Source organism: Pseudomonas sp. IT-P74, assembly GCF_949768175.1.
Lineage (GTDB): Bacteria > Pseudomonadota > Gammaproteobacteria > Pseudomonadales > Pseudomonadaceae > Aquipseudomonas.
In genome coordinates, this window is sequence record NZ_CATKQD010000004.1 from 74,799 (window position 1) to 94,646 (window position 19,848).

Here is a 19,848-nt window from a genome sequence, read left to right on the forward strand (position 1 = left end):
AACGGGATGGCTGTTAAAAAGAAAACCGAAAAAGAAGGCAGCTCGTGGATCGGGAAGGTTGAAGATTACTCCCGAAAAATCTGGCTGGCTGGTTTAGGCGTGTACTCGAAGATCGACACTGACGGCAGCAAACTCTTCGATGCATTGGTCAAGGACGGCGAGAAAGCCGAGAAGCTCACCAAGAGCGCTGTTGGCAAGACTGTCGACGCCGCCAAGGACTCCGCTTCTTCGGCCAAATCGCGCATCAGCGGCGTGAAAGATCGCGCACTGGGCAAGTGGGATGAGCTGGAAGGCGCTTTCGACAAGCGTCTGAACAGCGCCATTTCGCGTCTGGGCGTACCAAGCCGCAACGAAGTCAAGGCACTGCACAGCAAGGTCGAAACACTGACCAAGCAAATCGAAAAACTGACCGGTGCCAAGGTTGCGCCTGTTGCGGCGAAAACCGCAGCGGCCAAACCGGCCGCCAAAACCGCAGCCAAGCCACTGGCAAAAGCAGCGGCTAAACCTGCTGCCAAGCCTGCGGCTAAAACTGCAGCCGCCAAACCGGCCGCGGCCAAGCCTGCGGCTAAAACTGCAGCCGCCAAACCGGCCGCGGCCAAGCCGGTTGCTGCAAAAGCCGCCGCTAAACCAGCGGCTAAACCGGCCGCCAAGCCTGCAGCGAAAACTGCAGCGGCCAAGCCAGCAGCCAAGCCTGCTGCGGCGAAAAAACCAGCGGTGAAAAAGCCGGCAGCTCCAAAAGCCGCCGCGCCAAAACCAGCAGTGGCAGCTGCCAAACCGGCAACGCCGGCAGCTCCGGTCAGCGCGTCGAACTCCGCGACCGCGCCAACCCCTGCTGTCACCCCGACTGTCGCGCCAGCTCCATCGACGCCAACCAGTCAGTCCTGATTTTCAGGGCTCAAGAAAACGCCCGGCCTGTGAAGGTCGGGCGTTTTTGTTTGTGCGCGAATCTCTGATCGACACAGACCCAGATCCACTGTAGGAGCGAGCTTGCTCGCGAAAAAGGTACAGCCGACGCTACTCAGTGCCTGAAATACCATCGCGAGCAAGCTCGCTCCTACAGGGGGGGGCGTTGTGGCCAGGGTTATTCGTGGTCTTCCAGATACTCCATCGCCATCTGTTCGGTTGCAGCCTTCATCGACGGCAGCAGGTGCGGCGCCACCAGCATCATGATCTGGTAAACCACCAATCGCACCTCGCCCTGACGATCAAGAATCCGCTGGTAATCCAGTGAGAACAGCAGCGTCATGGTGATTTGCTCCACCAGTTGCCCCAGTGCCTGGGTATCGCTGACCAGCAGCCCTTGTGCCTTCAGTCGCGCCAGCAACGACGCCAGTGTGCGCTTGAGTGCATTGAGCAGGTTGCGAATGCCCTTGGCCAGTTTCGGCAGGCGCCCGGCGAGGTTCGACAGGTCCTGGAACAGGAACCGGTAGTGGGACAGGCGTTCGACGATCAGGTGCAGGAACAGCCAGTATTCTTCGGGTGCCAGTTCGGCATCGGCCGGTGGATCGAGCAAGGGCGCCAGTTCGCCCTGAAAGCGCTCGAACAGCCCGAGAATCAGCGGTTCCTTGCCGTGGAAGTGGTAGTAGAGGTTGCCCGGGCTGATGCCCATTTCATTGGCAACTTCCATGGTGGAGACATTCGGTTCGCCCTTTTGATTGAACAACTGCAGGGCACATTCAAGGATCCGGTCGCGGGTTTTCATCCAGTCTTCTTAATGTTTGTGCCAGGCCAACCTCCAGTCCCGTAGGAGCGAGCATGCTCGCGATGGTCGTTAACGATTACGCGGGCTACCTGATGACCCGCGGCGTCTGGATGTCCATCGCGAGCATGCTCGCTCCTACAGGGTCGGAGACTGACTGCGGCCTTTTTTAGGTTCAGCGCACTCGTACGTAGGTACCGGGTGCTGCCTCCATCGGTGGATAGTTCTGGTTGCCGAGGGCCATGTGGGTTTCCTTCTGCGCGCCGGAGCGTTCCTGAATCCAGCCCAGCCATTGGGTCCACCAGCTGCCATCGACACGCTTGGCGTCGTAGTACCAGGCCCGTGGGTCGCTGCTCAGTTTGCCGTTCTCGACGTAGTTGGCTTTCGGGTTGCTCGGCGGGTTGAGGATGCTTTGCACATGACCGCTGTTGGACAGCACGAAGCGGCGCTCGCCACCGAGCAACAGCGTCGAGCGATACACCGCGTCCCACGGCGTGATGTGATCGTTGATGCCGGCGACGCTGAAGCTGTCGACGGTGACCTTCTGCAAATCGATCGGCGTGCCACACACTTCCAGCCCGCCCGGGTGGGTCAGCGGGTTGTGCTTGAAGAAGTCCAGCAGGTCGCCATGCAGGGCGGCCGGCAGGCGTGTGTTGTCGTTGTTCCAGTAGAGAATGTCGAACGCCGGTGGCTCCTTGCCCAACAAGTAGTTGTTGACGAAGTAGCTCCAGATCAAATCGTTGGGGCGCATCCAGGCGAAGACCTTGGCCATGTCGCGGCCGTCCAGAACACCTTTCTGATAGGAACGGCGTTTGGCAGCTTCAAGAGTCTGTTCGTCGGCGAACAGCGTCGCGGGGCTGTCCATCTGACTGTCGAGCAGGCTCACCAGATAAGTCGCGCTGGACACCCTGCGCAGCTGCCGCTTGGCCTGCAGGTGACCCTGCAACGCGGCAATGGTCAGCCCGCCGGCGCAGGCGCCCATCAGGTTGACCTCCCGTGCGCCGGTGATTGCCCGGCAGACGTTCATGGCTTCTTCCACGGCTTCCACGTAGGTCGAGAGCCCCCATTCACGGTGGCGCACATCCGGGTTACGCCAGCTGATCATGAAGGTTTGCAGGCCGTTTTTCAGCGCGTACTGAACGAAGCTGTTGTGGGGGCTCAGGTCGAAAATGTAGTACTTGTTGATCTGCGGCGGCACTACCAGCAGGGGCTTGGAGTACTGTTTTTCGCTCATCGGCTTGTACTGGATCAACTCCAGCAGCTCGTTGCGAAACACCACGGCACCGGTGGTGGTGGCGACCGTCTTGCCGACCTCGAACGCTTGCTTGGTGACTTGCCGGGGCAGGCCATCGTTGTGCAGCAGATCGTCCACCAAATGGCCGATGCCGCGCACCAGGCTGTTGCCGCCGGAATTGAACAGCTCCTTGACCGCCAGCGGATTGAGCAGGGTGTTGGAGGGCGATACAGCGTCGTTGAGCAGGGCGAAAGCGAAGTGGGCGCGGGCGCGGTCGTCCGGGCTCATGTCGCTCTCGTCGATCCAGCTCTTGACCTGTTTCTGCCAGCTCAGATAGGCCTGCAGGCTGCGCCGATAAAACGGGTTGAGGCTCCACGCCGGATCGGTGAAGCGAGCGTCCTGCGGATTGGTCGGGTGCAGGGTTTCGCCCAGCAGCACACGGCCCAGCTGACCGCCGAGTTTGAGGGCGTGTCGGGCGCTGTGCACCGGATTGCGCAAGCCATGGGCGGCCACACTGCGCAGGGTCGACAACAGATCCCGGCCGCGCAGGCCGGTAATCGCGCTCTGTGCATTGATGAACGCGGCGGGAGTCGGTAAGGAGTCCCTCGCTGGTTTCTCGCGCATGATTCAACACTCCTTCGTCTTCAGGCCAAAAACAAATACACCGAACCAGAACACCATAGACGCTGTAACGGGTTGTTGCGCGGCGTGGCGTCCTGCCAACCGCTGAGGCAGCGGTTTCAGCCGCCCAATGGCGCCGGACGCGGATGCATTACTGCGCGCTGGCGCTCCTCTTCCAGGAATTTCATGATGATCGGGGCCACCGCTTCAGCCCGGGTAATCAGGAACAGATGCCCGTCATCGATGATGTGCAACTGGGCGTTGGGAATCCGCCAGGCCAGCAAGCGCATGTTGACCAACGGGATCAGCGGGTCATCGTCGCCGGCCAGCACCAGGGTCGGCTGGCGGATCTTGTGCAACCAGTGGATGCTGGTCCAGCCGAGGCCGGCGAACAACTGCCAGTAGTAACCGAGCTTGCCCGCCGAACGCACCTTGGCCGCATGGCTGGCGGCCAGCGTCGGGTCGCGACGGAAAGCGCCGCCGTAGATCATCGGCGCAATACGGATCACGTGGGACGGCTGGATGTAACGTCGAGGGCTGGCCATCATCCACAGCACCTTCGGTTTGCCCGGCACCATCACCGCGCCCGCCGCCGTTGCGGCCAGCACGAGTTTTTTGCAGCGCTCCGGATAGTCGTAGGCAAACTGTTGGGCCAGGGCGCCCCCCCAGGACACGCCGATGACGTTGACCTGCCCGTAGTCGAGATAGTCGAGCATCCGCGCCGTGAGTTTCGCCAGGCTCGGAAAACGGTACGGCCGGTTCGGTGTCGACGAACCGCCGACGCCGGGTACGTCGAAGGCGATGACTTCCAGGTCCGGGTCCAGTGCCGCGATGAATGGGAACACCAGCTCCAGGTTGGCGCCGATGCCGTTGAAAATCAGCAGGGGCGTCAAGTGAGGCTTGCCGGGGCGTACCGCCGTGCGGAGCGTCTGGCCATCCAGATCGACGGTACGGAATATGAAGGGTTGCGGCATGCTTCTGGCCCTGTGGGTCGCTATCTCAAATTCTTCCTCGATCCCCTGTAGGAGCGAGCTTGCTCGCGAAAAACGCAAAGGCAACGCATTTATCCAGACAGCACGCGTTATCGTTGACGTTCATCGCGAGCGAGCTCGCTCCTACAAGGGGCGAGGTGTGTCAGTTACCGCTCGTGCACATAAGTGCCCGGCGCGGCTTCGCCCGCTGGATAGGCCTTGTTGCCTAATTTCAGCGGAGCTTTTTTCAGGTTGCCCGAACGCTGTGCCTGCCATGCCTGCCAGTGCAGCCACCAGGAGTCGGCGTGCTTGGTCGACTCTTCCTGCCAGTCATCGGCATTGGCGGGCATTTCGGCGCTGGTCATGTAGCGCGATTTCGGATTGCCCGGCGGGTTCAGAATGCTCTGGATGTGCCCGCTGCTGGACAGCACGAATTCAACGTTGCCGCCGAATAGTTGCGCCGACTTGTAGCAGGAGCGCCACGGGGTAATGTGGTCGCTGGTGCCGGCGAGCGAGAAGATGTCGGCGGTGACCTTCTTCAGATCGATCGGCGTACCGCACACTTCCAGTGCATCGGCACGGGTCAACGGGTTACTTTTGAACATCTCGATCAGGTCGCCATGGAACGCGGCGGGCAACCGGGTGGTGTCGTTGTTCCAGAACAGGATGTCGAATACCGGCGGCTCGTTGCCCAGCAGGTAGTTGTTGACCCAGTAGTTCCAGATCAGGTCGTTGGGGCGCATCCAGGCGAAGACTTTCGCCATGTCGCGGCCTTCCAGTACACCGGCCTGGTACGACTGGCGCTTGGCGGCTTCGAGGGTTTGCTCGTCGACGAACAGGGCCACGTCGCTGTCCAGGGTGGTGTCGAGCACGCTGACCAGCAGGGTCAGGGCATTGACCTTGTTCTCGCCTATTGCCGCGTAGTGGCCCAGCAGCGCGGTGCAGGTGATGCCGCCGGAGCAGGCACCGAGCATGTTCACGTCTTTGCTGCCGGTGATGGCGGTGACCACATCGACCGCTTCCTTGAGCGCTTCGATGTAGGTCGACAGGCCCCACTCGCGTTGCTCCTTGGTCGGGTTGCGCCAGCTGACGATGAAGGTCTGCACGTTGTTGCGCAGGCAGAACCGCGCCAGGCTCTTTTCCGGGCTCAGGTCGAAAACGTAGAACTTGTTGATCTGCGGCGGTACCACCAGCAGTGGGCGTTCATGCACCTGCTCGGTGATCGGCTTGTACTGGATCAGCTCCAGCACGTCGTTGCGAAAGACCACCGCACCCTCGGTTACGCCAAGGGTCTTGCCGACCTCGAATGCGCCCATGTTGACCTGGCTCGGCATGCCGCCGTTATGCACCAGGTCCTTGGCCAGATGCGAGAGGCCATCGAGCAGGCTCTTGCCACCGGTTTCGAAGAAGCGCTTGACCGCCGCCGGGTTGGCCGCCGTGTTGGTCGGGGCGAAGGCCTCGGTCATGAGGTTGATTACGAAGTGCCCGCGGCTGACGTCCTTGGCCGGCAGGTTGCTGTCGTCGATCCAGTCGTGGAGCTCCTTGCGCCACGCCAGGTAGGTTTGCAGATAACGTTTGTAGAGCGGGTTCTGGCTCCAGGCCGGATCCGCGAAGCGACGGTCATCGCTGGTCGGCAGCAGCTCGGATTTGCCAAGCAGCACGTTCTTGAGTTCAAGGCCGAAATGAGCGACATGCCTGGCGCTGTGAATCGGTTGCTTGATGGCCTGCCTGAGCACCATTCGAGCAGAAGCCAGTAGATCCTTTCCACGCAGTCCAACGACAGGATTCAGCCCCAAGGTGTTTTCCGAGGCTTGACTCTTCAAGTCATCGTTATTCTTGTTACTCATCTACGACGCTCCATTGTCCTGAGACGAGTACCGGGTCCTGCTGTGTAGTCACACAGCCAATGCCAGGTACTGCTGCTCGGGGTGACCGTTAATTCTGCATCGCTGCTTTTTTAATGCAGAGAGCACTGCAGGGAACTTGCCAGTTCCATTGGTTACCCGAGTTTAATTTTTTTCGCAAGCAGGCCAATCGGCGGCCCTGGAGCGGAGCATTCAAACAGATGAAATTAGAAAATGCCCTCTAAAGAGCAAGAGGCTCGGATTAGAGCATCAGCTTGACGACGGATTCGTTCGGGTCGCGGGTTTTTCCGGCGGCTTTGAGCTCGGCCAGATAATCATCCCAGAGTGCGTCATAACGTCGCCCCAGCTCGTACAGATATTCCCAGGTGAACAAGCCGCTGTCGTGGCCGTCGTCGAAGGTCAATTTCAGTGCGTACTGACCGGCCGGTTCTACCTTGCTCAGCCCTACGTTGATCTTGCCAAATTGCAGGATGGGTTTGCCGTGGCCCTGAACCTCGGCGGAAGGAGAGTGCACGCGCAAGAACTCGGCGGGCAGGGTGTATTCCTCGCCGGACGCGTATTTGAGCGTCAGGGTTTTCGAGGCTTTGTGCAGTTTGATGTCGGTGGGGAGTTGGGTCATGGCCTGAGTTCCGTTATGGGGGGAACCCTGTAGGAGTGAGCCTGCTCGCGATGGTGTGTCAGGCAACATCAATGTGACTGACACACCATCGCGAGCAGGCTCGCTCCTACAAGTATGGCTTACAGGATATAACGGGACAGGTCTTCGTTCTGCGCCAATTCGCCCAGGTGGCTGTTGACGTAGTCGGCATCGATCTGGATGACCTTGCCGTCATGGACGCTGGCCAGGTCTCCGGCGCTGAACGACACCTCTTCGAGCAGGCGCTCGAGCAGGGTATGCAGGCGACGGGCACCGATGTTTTCGGTTTTCTCGTTGACCTGCCAGGCGATCTCCGCGATGCGCTTGATCCCGCTCGGCTGGAACTCGATGCCCAGGCCTTCGGTTTTCAGCAGTGCGCAATATTGCTCGGTGAGCGAGGCGTGAGGCTCGCTGAGTATGCGTTCGAAATCCTCAGGGCTCAGGGCCTTGAGTTCGACACGGATCGGCAGACGGCCTTGCAGCTCGGGCACCAGGTCGCTCGGTTTGCTCAGGTGGAACGCACCGGAAGCAATGAACAGGATGTGATCGGTCTTGACCATGCCCAGTTTGGTGTTGACGGTGCAGCCTTCGATCAGCGGCAGCAAGTCGCGCTGCACGCCTTCGCGGGACACATCGACGCCACCGGAATTACCACGCTTGGCCACCTTGTCGATTTCGTCGATGAACACGATACCGTGCTGCTCGACCGCTTCCAGGGCCTTGGCCTTCAACTCTTCATCGTTGACCAGGCGGCTGGCTTCTTCGTCGCGTACCAGCTTGAGCGCTTCCTTGACCTTGAGCTTGCGGGCCTTCTTCTTGCCCTTGCCCATGTTGGCAAACAGGCTTTGCAGCTGGTTGGTCATTTCTTCCATGCCTGGTGGCGCGGAGATATCGACGCCGGCCATTTCGGCGACCTCGATTTCGATCTCCTTGTCATCCAGCTGACCTTCGCGAAGGCGCTTGCGGAACAGTTGGCGGGTGTTGGAATCGGCAGTCGGGGCGTCGTCGTTGCTGAAGCCCATGCGCGCCGGTGGCAGCAGGGCGTCAAGGATGCGCTCTTCGGCGGCGTCTTCGGCGCGGTGGCGAACCTTGACGATTTCCTGTTCGCGCAGCAGCTTGATCGCGGCATCGGCCAGGTCACGAATGATCGACTCGACATCGCGGCCGACATAGCCGACTTCGGTGAACTTGGTCGCTTCGACCTTGATGAACGGCGCATTGGCCAGTTTCGCCAGGCGACGGGCGATCTCGGTTTTACCGACACCGGTCGGGCCGATCATCAGGATGTTCTTCGGCGTTACTTCAACGCGCAGCTCTTCCGGCAGCTGCATGCGGCGCCAGCGGTTGCGCAGGGCAATGGCGACGGCGCGCTTGGCATCGTCCTGGCCGATGATGTGGCGGTTGAGTTCGTGGACGATTTCACGGGGAGTCATGGACATAATATTCAGTGGACCTCAAGCAAGAATGAGCCGTGGTGCGATGGCTGCACGGGCTTACTCGGCGCAGTCCTGCTCCTCAATGGTCTGGGTGTGGTTGGTGAATACACAGATGTCGCCGGCGATACCGAGGGCGGTTTCGACGATCTCACGGGCCGACAGGTCGGTCTTTTTCAGCAGTGCGCTGGCAGCTGCTTGAGCGTAAGCGCCGCCGGAGCCCATGGCGATCAGGCCGTCTTCCGGTTCAACCACATCGCCGTTGCCGGTGATGATCAGGGAGGCGTCTTTGTTGGCGACCGCGAGCATGGCTTCAAGGCGGCTCAGAGAGCGGTCGGTGCGCCATTCTTTGGCGAGTTCGACGGCAGCGCGCACCAGGTGGCCCTGGTGTTTTTCAAGTTGGCCTTCGAAACGTTCGAAGAGGGTAAAGGCGTCGGCGGTGGCACCGGCAAAACCGGCAATGACCTGGCCGTGGTACAGGCGGCGAACTTTTTTCGCGTTGCCTTTCATCACGGTATTACCAAGGGAAACCTGGCCGTCGCCGCCCATGACGACTTTGCCGTGGCGGCGAACTGAAACGATGGTGGTCAAGGGAAGAGTCTCCACGCAGCGGGGCGAAAATGCCTTATGCCCATTCATATGGGGGTGGTGGAGAGGATTTCAACTGTAGGGCGGGAGAGAGGACGAGTGGTGTTTCGCAGGTAAGGTTGTGTTGTCTGGTCTGACGCCATCGCCAGCAGGCTGGCTGGCTCCCACAGGGTTCTGCGCCAACCCTGTGGGAGCCAGCCTGCTGGCGATGAACGATGACGCGGTGGTTCTGAAGGAATCAGCGGCTCTGGCGTTGTTGTAACAACAAATTGCTGAAGCCTGCGCCCGCCAATTGTTTCTGCGCGGTGGTCAGTTGTTCCCGGTTGCTGAACGGTCCGACCAATACCCGATACCAGGTTTCGTCTTTCACCGTGCCGGACTCAACCGCCACGGCCTGGCCCAGCAGAATGATCTGCGCCCGCACCTTGTCCGCATCGGTCTCTTTGCGGAACGAGCCAGCCTGCAGGAAAAACTTCGTCACCGGCGCAGCCTTGACCGGTGGCGCAGGAGGCGGAGTAATCCCGGCCAAAGCAGCCTGGGCGCGCGCGGTGTCGATCTTCGCCGCTTCGGCCGGGGTGACCGGCGTGGTCGGGATGGCCGGCACTTGCGGCGTCGGCAGGGTCTTCTCCGGCACGGCATCCGGCGGCACGATGACTTCCGATTCCGGCAGCAAGGTGTAGAAGTCGTACTTCGGCTTCACCGGTTGCGTCGGGCTCGGCGGGGTCTTGTTGGCCTCGGCGATCTTGCTGGCTTTCTGCTGTTGCTCGACTTTCTCACGCTTGACCGTATCGCTGCCCTTGCCCGGTTCCAGCTTCATCAGGAATACGATGAAGGCGCCGACCGTCAGGCCGATGGCCATCCACAGCCAGCCCGGGATCGGTTGCTTTGCAGGAGCTTGGTAACGGCTGGCGCCACGCTTGGGTGCAGGTTTTTTCTTGGCGGCCAACTTACATTCGCTCCAGAGTTTCCAGGCCCAAGAGTTCCAGGCCTTGCTTGAGAGTGCGTCCGGTCAGCGCGGCGAGGCGCAGGCGGCTCTGCATTTGCGCCGGGGTATCGGCGGCGAGGATCGGGCAGTTCTCGTAGAAGCTGGAGAACAGGCCGGCGACGTCGTACAGGTAAGTGCAGAGGATGTGCGGGGTGCCTTTTTCGGACACGTTGTTCAGCACTTCGCCGAACTGTGCGAGCTTCGCAGCCAGTTCGTGTTCGTGCGCCGCTTCGAGGACGATCTGGCCGTCGACTTCGCTGAAGTCCTTGCCCAGCTTGCGGAACACGCCGGCCACGCGGGTGTAGGCGTACAGCAGGTACGGTGCGGTGTTGCCTTCGAAGTTGAGCATCAGGTCGAAGTTGAAGCTGTAGTCGCTGGTGCGATGCTTGGACAGGTCGGCGTATTTCACCGCACCGATGCCCACCACCTTGGCGATGTTGCGCAACTCGGCTTCGGCAAGCTCCGGGTTCTTGTCCTTGACCAGGGTGTAGGCACGCTCCTGGGCTTCGGTCAGCAGGTCGATCAGCTTCACGGTGCCGCCATCACGGGTCTTGAACGGACGACCGTCAGCGCCGTTCATGGTGCCGAAGCCCATGTGTTCCATTTCCATCGGATGGGTCACGAAACCGGCCTTGCGGGCCACGGCGAACACTTGCTGGAAGTGCAGGGCCTGGCGCTGGTCCACGAAGTACAGCGCGCGATCGGCCTTGAGCTTGCCGCTGCGGTAGCGCACGGCCGCCAGGTCGGTGGTGGCGTAGAGGTAGCCGCCGTCGGCCTTGACGATGATCACCGGCAGCGGGTCGCCGTCGGCGTTCTTGAACTCGTCGAGGAACACGCACTGGGCGCCGTTGCTCTCGACCAGCATGCCTGCGGCCTTCAAGTCGTTGACCACGTTGATCAGGTCGTCGTTGTAGGCGCTTTCGCCCATCACGTCGGCCATGGTCAGTTTGACGTTGAGCAGTTCGTAGATCTTCTGGCAGTGGGACAGCGAGATGTCCTTGAACCTGGTCCACAGCGCCAGGCAGTCCGGATCGCCAGCCTGCAACTTGACCACCAGGCCACGGGCGCGGTCGGCGAACTCTTCGGACTCGTCGAAGCGTTGCTTGGCGGCGCGGTAGAAGTTCTCCAGGTCCGACAGCTCGTCGCTGGTGATCGGGTTTTCCTGCAGGTAAGCCATCAGCATGCCGAACTGGGTGCCCCAGTCGCCGACGTGGTTCTGACGGATCACGGTGTCGCCCAGGAATTCCAGCACACGGGCCACGCCGTCGCCGATGATGGTCGAGCGCAGGTGGCCGACGTGCATCTCTTTGGCCAGGTTCGGTGCCGACAGGTCGACCACGGTGCGCTGCACCGGGCCGGCCTTGCGTACGCCGATGTGGGCGTCGGCCAGGGCGGCGTCCAGGCGCGAGGCCAGGGCGTCGGTGTTCTGGAAGAAGTTCAGGAAGCCGGGGCCTGCGATTTCGGTCTTGGCGACGTTTTCGTCGGCCGGCAGCGCGGCGATGATTTTTTCCGCCAGGTCGCGGGGCTTCATGCCGGCCGGCTTGGCCAGCATCATGGCGATGTTGCTGGCGAAATCGCCGTTCTTCTTGTCGCGGGAGTTTTCCACCTGGATCGCCGGCGACAGGCCTTCAGGCAACACACCTTCGTTGACGAGTTGGGTGATGGCTTGTTGGATCAGCTGGCGAATGGTGTCTTTCATGGTCTTCTCTTTCGACCGCAGGCGCGGCGGCGCATCATGCGCTGGTGGAAAAACTGGGCATTATCCGTTGCGAAGACGGGCTTGCCAACCTTAGCAGGCAGGATGTGGATGTGTGGTGACAATTCGACCGCTTTCGCGAGCAAGCTCGCTCCTACAGTGGATCTCGGATGTGCATAAATTCTGCATTCACCACCAAGCCCCTGTGGGAGCGAGCCTGCTCGCGATGGCAATCTTCAAATTAATACAAATCGACCGGATCGACATCCAGAGACCAGCGCACCGCCCGCCCGCTCGGCATCTGCTCCAGCACCAGCAACCAGCTGGCCAGCAATCGATGCAAGGGGGCCCGCGCCGTAGCCTGTACCAACAGTTGCGCACGATAACGCCCGGCCCGGCGTTCCATCGGTGCGGGGACCGGTCCCAATAACTCGATCCCGGTCAGATTCTGCTCGGTCAGCAAACGCTCCGCCTCGCTGCAGGCCTCATCCAGGAAACCTTCGGCCTGACCCGGTTTATGCGCCTCGGCCCGCAGCAGTGCCAGGTGCGCAAACGGCGGCAACCCGGCCGCACGACGTTCGCTCAAGGCCTGTTCGGCGAAGGCGAAATAGCCTTGCTCGGTCAATTGCACCAGCAGCGGGTGGTCGGCCAGGTGCGTCTGGATAATCACCTTGCCCGGCTCTTCGGCGCGACCGGCGCGGCCGGCGACCTGGACGATCAGTTGAGCCATGCGCTCGCTGGCGCGAAAGTCACCGGAGAACAGGCCGCCGTCGGCGTCGAGGATCGACACCAGCGTCACCCGTGGAAAGTGGTGACCTTTGGCAAGCATCTGCGTGCCGATCAGGATGCACGGCTGGCCTTTTTGAATGGTCGCGAACAGCTGGTTCATTGCGTCCTTGCGCGATGTGCTGTCGCGGTCGACCCGCAGCACCGGATAGTCCGGGAACAGAATCGCCAGGCGCTCCTCGGCCCGTTCGGTGCCGGCGCCCACGGGGCGCAGATCGACCTTGTTGCACTTCGGGCACTGGCGCGGCACGCGTTCGACGTAGCCGCAATGGTGGCAGCGCAGCTCGCCATAACGCTGATGCACGGTCATCCGCGCATCACAGCGCTGGCACTCGGACATCCAGCCACAGTCATGACACAGCAGGGTCGGGGCGAAGCCGCGGCGGTTGAGGAACACCAGAACCTGCTGCCCGGCGGCCAGGGTCTGGCCGATGGCTTGTTGCATCGGCCCGGAAATGCCGCTGTCCAGCGGGCGGCTTTTGACATCCAGGCGCAGGAAACGCGGCTGTTTGGCGCCGCCGGCGCGCTCGTTCAAGCGCAGCAGCCCGTAGCGGCCGGTGTAGGCGTTGTGCAGGCTTTCCAGAGACGGGGTGGCGGAGCCGAGGACAATCGGGATGTTTTCCTGTCGCGCCCGCACCAATGCCAGATCGCGGGCGTGGTAGCGCAAACCTTCCTGCTGTTTATAGGAACCGTCGTGCTCTTCGTCGATGATGATCAGGCCGGGGTTCTTCATCGGTGTGAACAGGGCCGAGCGGGTGCCGATGATGATGTCGGCCTCGCCGTCCCGGGCGGCCAGCCAGGCCTCGAGGCGTTCGCGGTCATTGACCGCCGAATGGATCAGCGCGATACGGGCATTGAAACGCTGTTCGAAGCGCGCCAGGGTCTGCGGGCCGAGGTTGATTTCCGGGATCAGCACCAGCGCCTGCTTGCCGGCCTCGAGGGTTTCGCGGATCAACTGTAGATAGACTTCGGTCTTGCCGCTGCCGGTGACGCCGGCCAGCAGGAACGCGTGATAACTGTCGAAGCCGGCGCGAATAGCCTCATAGGCGGCGCGCTGCTCCGGGTTCAGCGCAAGTTCCGGTTGCGCCAGCCAGTGTTCGTGGCGTGCGCCCGGGGCGTGTCGGCGGATCTCGACTTGCACCAGATCCTTGGCAAGCAGCAAATCCAGGCTGTCCTTGCTCAGCATCAGTTTGCTCAGCAATTGATGGGCGACGCCATGGGGATGCTGGGCCAGCGTGGCCAGGGCTTCGCGCTGGCGCGGGGCGCGGGCGATACGCGGATCGTCGAGGCTGGCCCCCGGTGCGGCGGACCAGAAACGCTCCTGGCGCGCTTCGGCCAGCTCGCCCTGGCGCAGCAACACCGGCAGCGCCCAGCTCAAGGTGTCGCCGAGGCTGTGCTGGTAATACTGGGACGTCCACAGGCACAGCTTGAACAGTGCCGGTGGCAGCGGTGGCGTAGCGTCAAGCAGGGCCAGGGCCGGCTTGAGCTTCTCGGCCGGCACTTCGCTGGTGTCGGTGACCTCCACCAGAATGCCGATCATCTCGCGCCGGCCGAACGGTACCCGCAGGCGCATGCCAGGGTGCAGATGGACGCGCAGGACGCCGGCCGGAGCGCGGTAGTCGAACAGGCGGCGCAGCGGCGAAGGCAGGGCGAGGCGCAAAATGGCGTTGGGCACGCGGGGGGTCTCGATCAACAAACAATAGTGGGCAGGACATATAACCTGTAGGAGTGAGCCTGCTCGCGATAGCAATCTTGCAGTCAACATTGCGGCGACTGGCAGATCGCTATCGCGAGCAGGCTCACTCCTACAGGGGATCGCGTATTGGGCCGGGAGCCTAGCAGACGGTCGGTCTCAGGGACAGCTTGCGTGATTGGCATTGTCTGGTAGAATCCGCGGCCTAATTACGTGCGGTATTCAACAATAGTGTTGGGTGGCGGCACGCTAGCCTGAGGAAGACACCATGAAAGCTGATATCCATCCAGAATACCCAGCAGTTGCTGTTACCTGCAGCTGCGGCAACAAGTTCGAAACCCGTTCGACCTTCGGCAAAGCCCTGGCGATCGACGTTTGCAACGAATGCCACCCGTTCTACACCGGTAAGCAGAAGACTCTGGACACTGGCGGCCGCGTTCAGCGCTTCGCCGACCGTTTCGGTGCTTTCGGCGCGAAAAAGGCCTAAGGCCAATCAACTTGGGAAGCCGTTCCGGTTTTTCCATGCTGATGAAAAAGGCGTCCCTCGCGGGCGCCTTTTTTATGTCCGCGATTTGGCTATCCGGCGCCCAGGCATTTTGTCCGGCACCCAGCGGCCTGACGCCCGTTGCGGTACAGCGGGTGGTGGACGGCGACACCCTGCGCCTGAGCGATGGCCGCAGCGTGCGCATGATCGGCTTGAACACGCCGGAGCTGGGCAAGAATGGCCGTTCCGACGAACCGTTCGCGGTGGTCGCGCGCAAGCGACTCGAAGCCTTGGTGGCGGCGAGCGATGGGCAGGTTGCTTTGCTGCCAGGTAAAGACAGCCAAGACCATTACGGCCGCACCCTGGCCCATGTCTACGGTGCCGATGGTGCCAACCTCGAAGCGCAAATGCTCGCTGAGGGCCTGGGTTTTCAGGTGGCCGTGGCGCCGAATGTCGATCTGGTCACCTGTCAGCAAGCCGCAGAAAGCAGCGCTCGACAGGCGGGGCTCGGTGTATGGCGCCAGTCGCCTGTACTGAAAGCGGAGCAGATCAGCACTTCCGGTTTCGCGGTGCTCAGCGGTCGTGTGAGCAAGGTTCAACGCAATCGCGGCGGGGTTTGGATCGAATTGCAGGATTCGGTTGTATTGAAGGTTGCGCCCAATCTCCTGGGGCGGTTCGATGCGGCCTCGCTGGAAAGGCTCGAAGGCAAGCAGATCGAGGCGCGCGGCTGGGTCCTGGATCGTTCGCGACGTGGCGGACTGAAAGAAGGGCAGGCGCGCTGGATGTTGCCCTTGACCGACCCGGTGATGCTTCAAGTCGTGCAGTGATAAAAAGTTGTAGACATTTTTTCCGTATATTGTGAACAGTCTAGCCCTTGTGTGCCGTGGCTCTTGGCCCAAAGTCGTAGGGCCGGGCGCTTGACAGGGGTGACCGGTCAGTCTTGTGGGGACTTTGCGAGGCGCGTATCCTCGCTCACCAGTCTGTCCAACAGTAAAAGCGGAATGCCAAAATGTCTGATCTGAAAACTGCCGCTCTCGAATATCACGCCAATCCTCGTCCAGGGAAGCTGAGTGTCGAGCTCACCAAGGCCACTGCTACCGCTCGCGACCTGTCGCTGGCCTACAGCCCGGGCGTAGCCGAACCAGTCCGCGAGATCGCCCGCGATCCTGAACTGGCCTACAAATACACCGGCAAAGGCAACCTGGTTGCAGTCATTTCCGATGGCACCGCGATTCTCGGCCTGGGTAACCTCGGCCCATTGGCCTCCAAGCCAGTGATGGAAGGTAAAGGCGTACTGTTCAAGCGCTTCGCCGGCATCGACGTTTTCGACATCGAAGTCGACTCCGAAAGCCCGCAAGCCTTCATCGACACCGTCAAGCGCATCTCCATCACCTTCGGTGGCATCAACCTGGAAGACATCAAGGCACCAGAGTGCTTTGAAATCGAACGCGCTCTGATCGAGCAGTGCGATATCCCGGTATTCCACGATGACCAGCACGGCACCGCTATCGTGACCGCCGCCGGCATGATCAACGCCCTGGAAATCGCTGGCAAAACCCTGCCGGAAGCCAAGATCGTCTGCCTGGGCGCCGGCGCCGCCGCTATCTCCTGCATGAAATTGCTGGTGAGCATGGGCGCCAACATCGAAAACATCTACATGGTCGACCGTACCGGCGTGATCCACTCCGGCCGTGACGACCTGAACCAGTACAAGGCTGTGTTCGCTCACGCGACCGACAAGCGCACCCTGGCTGACGCCCTGCAAGGCGCTGACGTGTTCGTTGGTCTGTCCGGCCCGAACCTGCTGAGCGCTGAAGGCCTGCTGTCGATGGCGCCGAACCCGATCGTGTTCGCGTGCTCGAACCCTGATCCGGAAATCTCACCGGAACTGGCGCACGCTACCCGTAACGACGTGATCATGGCCACCGGTCGTTCCGACTACCCGAACCAGGTCAACAACGTACTGGGCTTCCCGTTCATCTTCCGTGGTGCCCTGGACGTTCGCGCCAAGCGCATCAACGAAGAAATGAAAGTAGCTGCGGCCAACGCCCTGCGTGAACTGGCCAAGCTGCCAGTCCCTCAGGAAGTGTGCGACGCCTACGGCGGCATCAAGCTGGAATTCGGTCGTGAGTACATCATTCCGAAGCCAATGGATGCCCGTCTGATCACCCTGATCTCCGATGCCGTGGCCAAAGCCGCCATCGAGACCGGTGTGGCGACCCTGCCGTATCCGAAGAACTACCCGCTCAAAAGCGTGGATGACGTGTTCAACGGCTAAGCCGTTGTAGCGCTTCAACGAAAAGCCCCGGCTTGTGAGAGTCGGGGCTTTTTTTGTGTCTGACAGTTTTGCGCCACCTGTCAGGGCCTCTTCGCGAGCAAGCTCGCTCCCACATTGGAATGCGTACCCCTGTGGGAGCGAGCCTGCTCGCGATGGCGGTGTTACAAGAAACCCGGATATCAAAAAGCCCCGCCTTCAAAAGAAGAGCGGGGCTTTTTGCCTTGCGTCATCCAATCAGAACAAATCGATCGGTGCCGCTTCATCCGCCGGCAGCGGGCTGCCAGGTGCCAGGCCGTTGCCCAGTTCGTTCCCCGACGGTGGCGTATCTTCGACCTTGAACAGTTCGAAGTAGGCCCCCGGGGTGCCCGGGCTGGCCGCGCGGCCGCTGATCGGATCGACTCGCAGGCTGAGGATGCCTTCTGGCTCCGGTTGCGTATGTGGCGGTTTGCCTTTGAGCGCGGCGCCCATGTAGTTCATCCAGATCGGCAGCGCGACGGTGCCGCCGAATTCCTTGCGGCCGAGGCTTTCCGGTTGGTCGAAACCGGTCCACACGGTCGTCACGTAATCGGCGTTGTAGCCGGAGAACCAGGCATCCTTGGATTCGTTGGTCGTACCGGTCTTGCCGGCAATGTCAGGGCGACCCAGGGCCAGCGCACGGCGGCCGGTGCCGAGCTTGATCACGTCCTCAAGCATGCTGTTGAGGATGTACGTGGTGCGCCCGTCAACGATGCGTTCGGCCACGGCGGGAGCTTGTGGCGTCGACGTAGTGCCCGGGGCTTCACCCGGTGTTGCGTTGACCGTGAAGGCTTGAGGGGCGGCTGGCGCGGCAATGCCATCGCTGGCGGCGCCGCCCTGAGGCACGCTCGGCGGGTTGGCGACGAACAGCGTGTCGCCGTTGCGGCTTTCGATCTTGTCGATGATGAACGGGGTGATTTTGTAGCCGCCGTTGGCGAAGGTACTCCAGCCGGTGGCGATTTCCATTGGCGTCAGGGTCGCGGTGCCCAGCGCCAGGGACAGGTTGGGCGGCAGGTCCTGTTTGTTGAAGCCGAAGCGCGTGATGTAGTCGATGGTCTTGCCGACGCCCATCGCCTGCAGCAAGCGGATCGACACCAGGTTGCGTGACTTGTACAGCGCTTCACGCAGGCGGATCGGGCCGAGGAAGGTGTTGGTGTCGTTCTTCGGGCGCCAGACCTTGTCCAGGTACTCGTCGACGAACACGATCGGTGCGTCGTTCACCAGGCTGGAGGCGGTGTAGCCGCTATCCAGCGCAGCGGCGTAGACGAAGGGTTTGAAGCTCGAGCCCGGTTGGCGCTTGGCCTGCAATGCGCGGTTGTAATTGCTCTGCTCGAAGGCGAAGCCGCCGACCAGCGAACGAATGGCGCCGTTCTGCGGATCCAGGGACACCAGCGCGCCCTGTGCCTGCGGGATCTGGCTGAACTTCAGCGAGTTGTCCGGCTGACGCTGCACGCGAATCAGATCGCCGACCTGGGCCACGTCCGAGGGTTGTTTCGGGTTGGCGCCCATGCTGTTGGTGTTCAGGAACGGCCGGGCCCACTTCATGGTGTCCCAGTTCACGTGTTCCTGGCCGGTGCGGGTCAGCACTTGCAGGCCGTTCTTGTCGACCTGGGTCACGATGGCCGGTTCCAGGCCGCTGATGATGCGTTGTTTGGTCAACTCGGTTGCCCAGGCTTCGCGAGTCTTGCCCGGCAGCCGCGACTCAGGCCCGCGATAGCCGTGGCGCTGATCGTAGGTCATCAGACCTTCGTGGACCGCCGTGTTGGCCAGTTCCTGGAGGTCGCTCGGCACCGTGGTGGTGACGCGGAAGCCCTCGGTATACGCATCGCTGCCATAACGCCCGACCATTTCGGCACGGGCCATTTCGGCGATGTACGGGGCGTTCACTTCCGGCGTCGGCACGTGATAGCTCGCGTTCAGCGGCTCGTTGATCGCCGCGGTGTAGTCGGCCTCGCTGATTTTTCCGAGCTTGTACATGCGCCCCAGGATCCAGTCGCGACGTTCCTTGCTGCGCGCCGGGTTGGCCAGCGGGTTGAAACGCGACGGCGCCTTGGGCAGGCCGGCGATCATTGCCATTTGCGCCAGGCTGACATCGCGGATTGATTTGCCGTAATAGACCTGCGCCGCCGCCTCGATACCGTAGGCACGGTTACCCAGATAGATCTTGTTGACGTACAGCTCGAGGATCTCGTCCTTGGTCAGCTGACGTTCGATCTGCAGGGCCAGGAGGATTTCGGTGGTCTTGCGCGAAAAGCTGCGTTCGCTGGTCAGGAAGAAGTTCTTCGCCACCTGCATGGTGATCGTGCTGCCGCCGGACTGGATGTGCCCGCTTTTGACCAGCTGGGTCGCGGCACGCATCAGGCTGCTCGGATCGACGCCGTAGTGGTTGGCGAAATTGTCGTCTTCAGCACTTAGTAACGCATTGATGAAATTGGGGGGAATGTCGGCGAAACGGATCGGCGTACGGCGCATTTCGCCAAACTCTGCGATCAACTTGTTATCGCTGCTGTAGACCCGCAAAGGGATCTGCAACTGGATGCTTCTCAGCGCCTCCACGGACGGAAGTCCGGGACTAAGGTAAAGGTACGCCCCGCTCAGACCCAGAAGGAGTCCGCAGAAAACCGCGACGATGGACCAACCGAAAAACTTCAGCAGACGAATCAAGGCTTTTGGATATCCAGGGTAAAAATGAATTGGGCAACAGGGTTCAGGCTAAATGAGAACGACCCGCGCTTGAGCAAATGCGGAAAAAAACGCTGGGCATTATAAGCATTTTTCTGATCGGGAGCGTGGCTGGCGCTGCTGTCAAGACGGGCGGATTGAACGCAATGGACATTGCAGAGTCCGTAACTCACGGAAAGTC

Annotated in this window: 15 protein-coding genes; 4 read left to right on the forward strand and 11 right to left on the reverse strand. The window is 61.3% G+C overall.

The window, feature by feature from the left end; genetic code table 11:
• Positions 1-6: 6 nt before the first annotated feature.
• Positions 7-885, forward strand: coding sequence for a phasin family protein (locus ACM6J5_RS04025; RefSeq protein ID WP_414927867.1), 879 nt, complete (start codon positions 7-9; stop codon positions 883-885).
• 196 nt (positions 886-1,081) lie between these two features.
• Here ACM6J5_RS04025 and ACM6J5_RS04030 read toward each other — a convergent pair whose 3' ends face one another.
• The 10 genes from ACM6J5_RS04030 to ACM6J5_RS04075 form a co-directional block, all read right to left on the reverse strand.
• Positions 1,082-1,702, reverse strand: coding sequence for a TetR/AcrR family transcriptional regulator (locus tag ACM6J5_RS04030; protein ID WP_057712365.1), 621 nt, complete (start codon positions 1,700-1,702; stop codon positions 1,082-1,084).
• A 172-nt stretch (positions 1,703-1,874) separates the two neighbouring features.
• Complete coding sequence (phaC, locus tag ACM6J5_RS04035; RefSeq protein WP_095942348.1) at positions 1,875-3,557, reverse strand: class II poly(R)-hydroxyalkanoic acid synthase; 1,683 nt, start codon at positions 3,555-3,557, stop codon at positions 1,875-1,877.
• Positions 3,558-3,673: 116 nt separating this feature from the next.
• Complete coding sequence (gene phaZ / locus ACM6J5_RS04040) at positions 3,674-4,528, reverse strand: poly(3-hydroxyalkanoate) depolymerase (RefSeq protein WP_008047834.1); 855 nt, start codon at positions 4,526-4,528, stop codon at positions 3,674-3,676.
• A 164-nt stretch (positions 4,529-4,692) separates the two neighbouring features.
• Positions 4,693-6,372 carry a class II poly(R)-hydroxyalkanoic acid synthase gene (gene phaC, locus ACM6J5_RS04045; RefSeq protein ID WP_095942349.1) on the reverse strand — a complete coding sequence of 560 codons (1,680 nt, stop codon included), beginning with the start codon at positions 6,370-6,372 and terminating at the stop codon, positions 4,693-4,695.
• A gap of 259 nt (positions 6,373-6,631) precedes the next feature.
• Complete coding sequence (locus tag ACM6J5_RS04050) at positions 6,632-7,009, reverse strand: gamma-butyrobetaine hydroxylase-like domain-containing protein (protein ID WP_095942350.1); 378 nt, start codon at positions 7,007-7,009, stop codon at positions 6,632-6,634.
• Between the two features lie 119 nt (positions 7,010-7,128).
• The gene (gene hslU, locus ACM6J5_RS04055) at positions 7,129-8,466 is read right to left on the reverse strand and encodes an HslU--HslV peptidase ATPase subunit (RefSeq protein ID WP_008047842.1); all 1,338 of its coding nucleotides are present in this window, start codon (positions 8,464-8,466) and stop codon (positions 7,129-7,131) included.
• A gap of 54 nt (positions 8,467-8,520) precedes the next feature.
• The gene (gene hslV / locus ACM6J5_RS04060) at positions 8,521-9,051 is read right to left on the reverse strand and encodes an ATP-dependent protease subunit HslV (protein ID WP_007975582.1); all 531 of its coding nucleotides are present in this window, start codon (positions 9,049-9,051) and stop codon (positions 8,521-8,523) included.
• 235 nt (positions 9,052-9,286) lie between these two features.
• Positions 9,287-9,994 carry an SPOR domain-containing protein gene (locus tag ACM6J5_RS04065; protein WP_095942351.1) on the reverse strand — a complete coding sequence of 236 codons (708 nt, stop codon included), beginning with the start codon at positions 9,992-9,994 and terminating at the stop codon, positions 9,287-9,289.
• 1 nt (position 9,995) lies between these two features.
• Entirely contained in the window at positions 9,996-11,732 is a 1,737-nt protein-coding gene (gene argS / locus ACM6J5_RS04070; RefSeq protein WP_150672329.1) for an arginine--tRNA ligase, read from the reverse strand.
• A 238-nt stretch (positions 11,733-11,970) separates the two neighbouring features.
• Complete coding sequence (locus tag ACM6J5_RS04075; protein WP_414927868.1) at positions 11,971-14,190, reverse strand: primosomal protein N'; 2,220 nt, start codon at positions 14,188-14,190, stop codon at positions 11,971-11,973.
• Between the two features lie 286 nt (positions 14,191-14,476).
• Here ACM6J5_RS04075 and rpmE point away from each other — a divergent pair, with 286 nt between their 5' ends.
• From rpmE to ACM6J5_RS04090, 3 genes are all read left to right on the forward strand, one after another.
• Entirely contained in the window at positions 14,477-14,695 is a 219-nt protein-coding gene (gene rpmE, locus ACM6J5_RS04080) for a 50S ribosomal protein L31 (protein ID WP_008047849.1), read from the forward strand.
• Between the two features lie 35 nt (positions 14,696-14,730).
• Entirely contained in the window at positions 14,731-15,519 is a 789-nt protein-coding gene (locus ACM6J5_RS04085) for a thermonuclease family protein (RefSeq protein ID WP_095942354.1), read from the forward strand.
• A 182-nt stretch (positions 15,520-15,701) separates the two neighbouring features.
• On the forward strand, positions 15,702-16,970 hold the full coding sequence (locus ACM6J5_RS04090; protein WP_056725708.1) for a malic enzyme-like NAD(P)-binding protein: 1,269 nt from the start codon (positions 15,702-15,704) through the stop codon (positions 16,968-16,970).
• A 234-nt stretch (positions 16,971-17,204) separates the two neighbouring features.
• On the opposite strand, the gene ACM6J5_RS04095 is transcribed toward ACM6J5_RS04090, so the two are convergent.
• The gene (locus tag ACM6J5_RS04095) at positions 17,205-19,646 is read right to left on the reverse strand and encodes a penicillin-binding protein 1A (RefSeq protein ID WP_371918217.1); all 2,442 of its coding nucleotides are present in this window, start codon (positions 19,644-19,646) and stop codon (positions 17,205-17,207) included.
• Positions 19,647-19,848 lie beyond the last annotated feature (202 nt).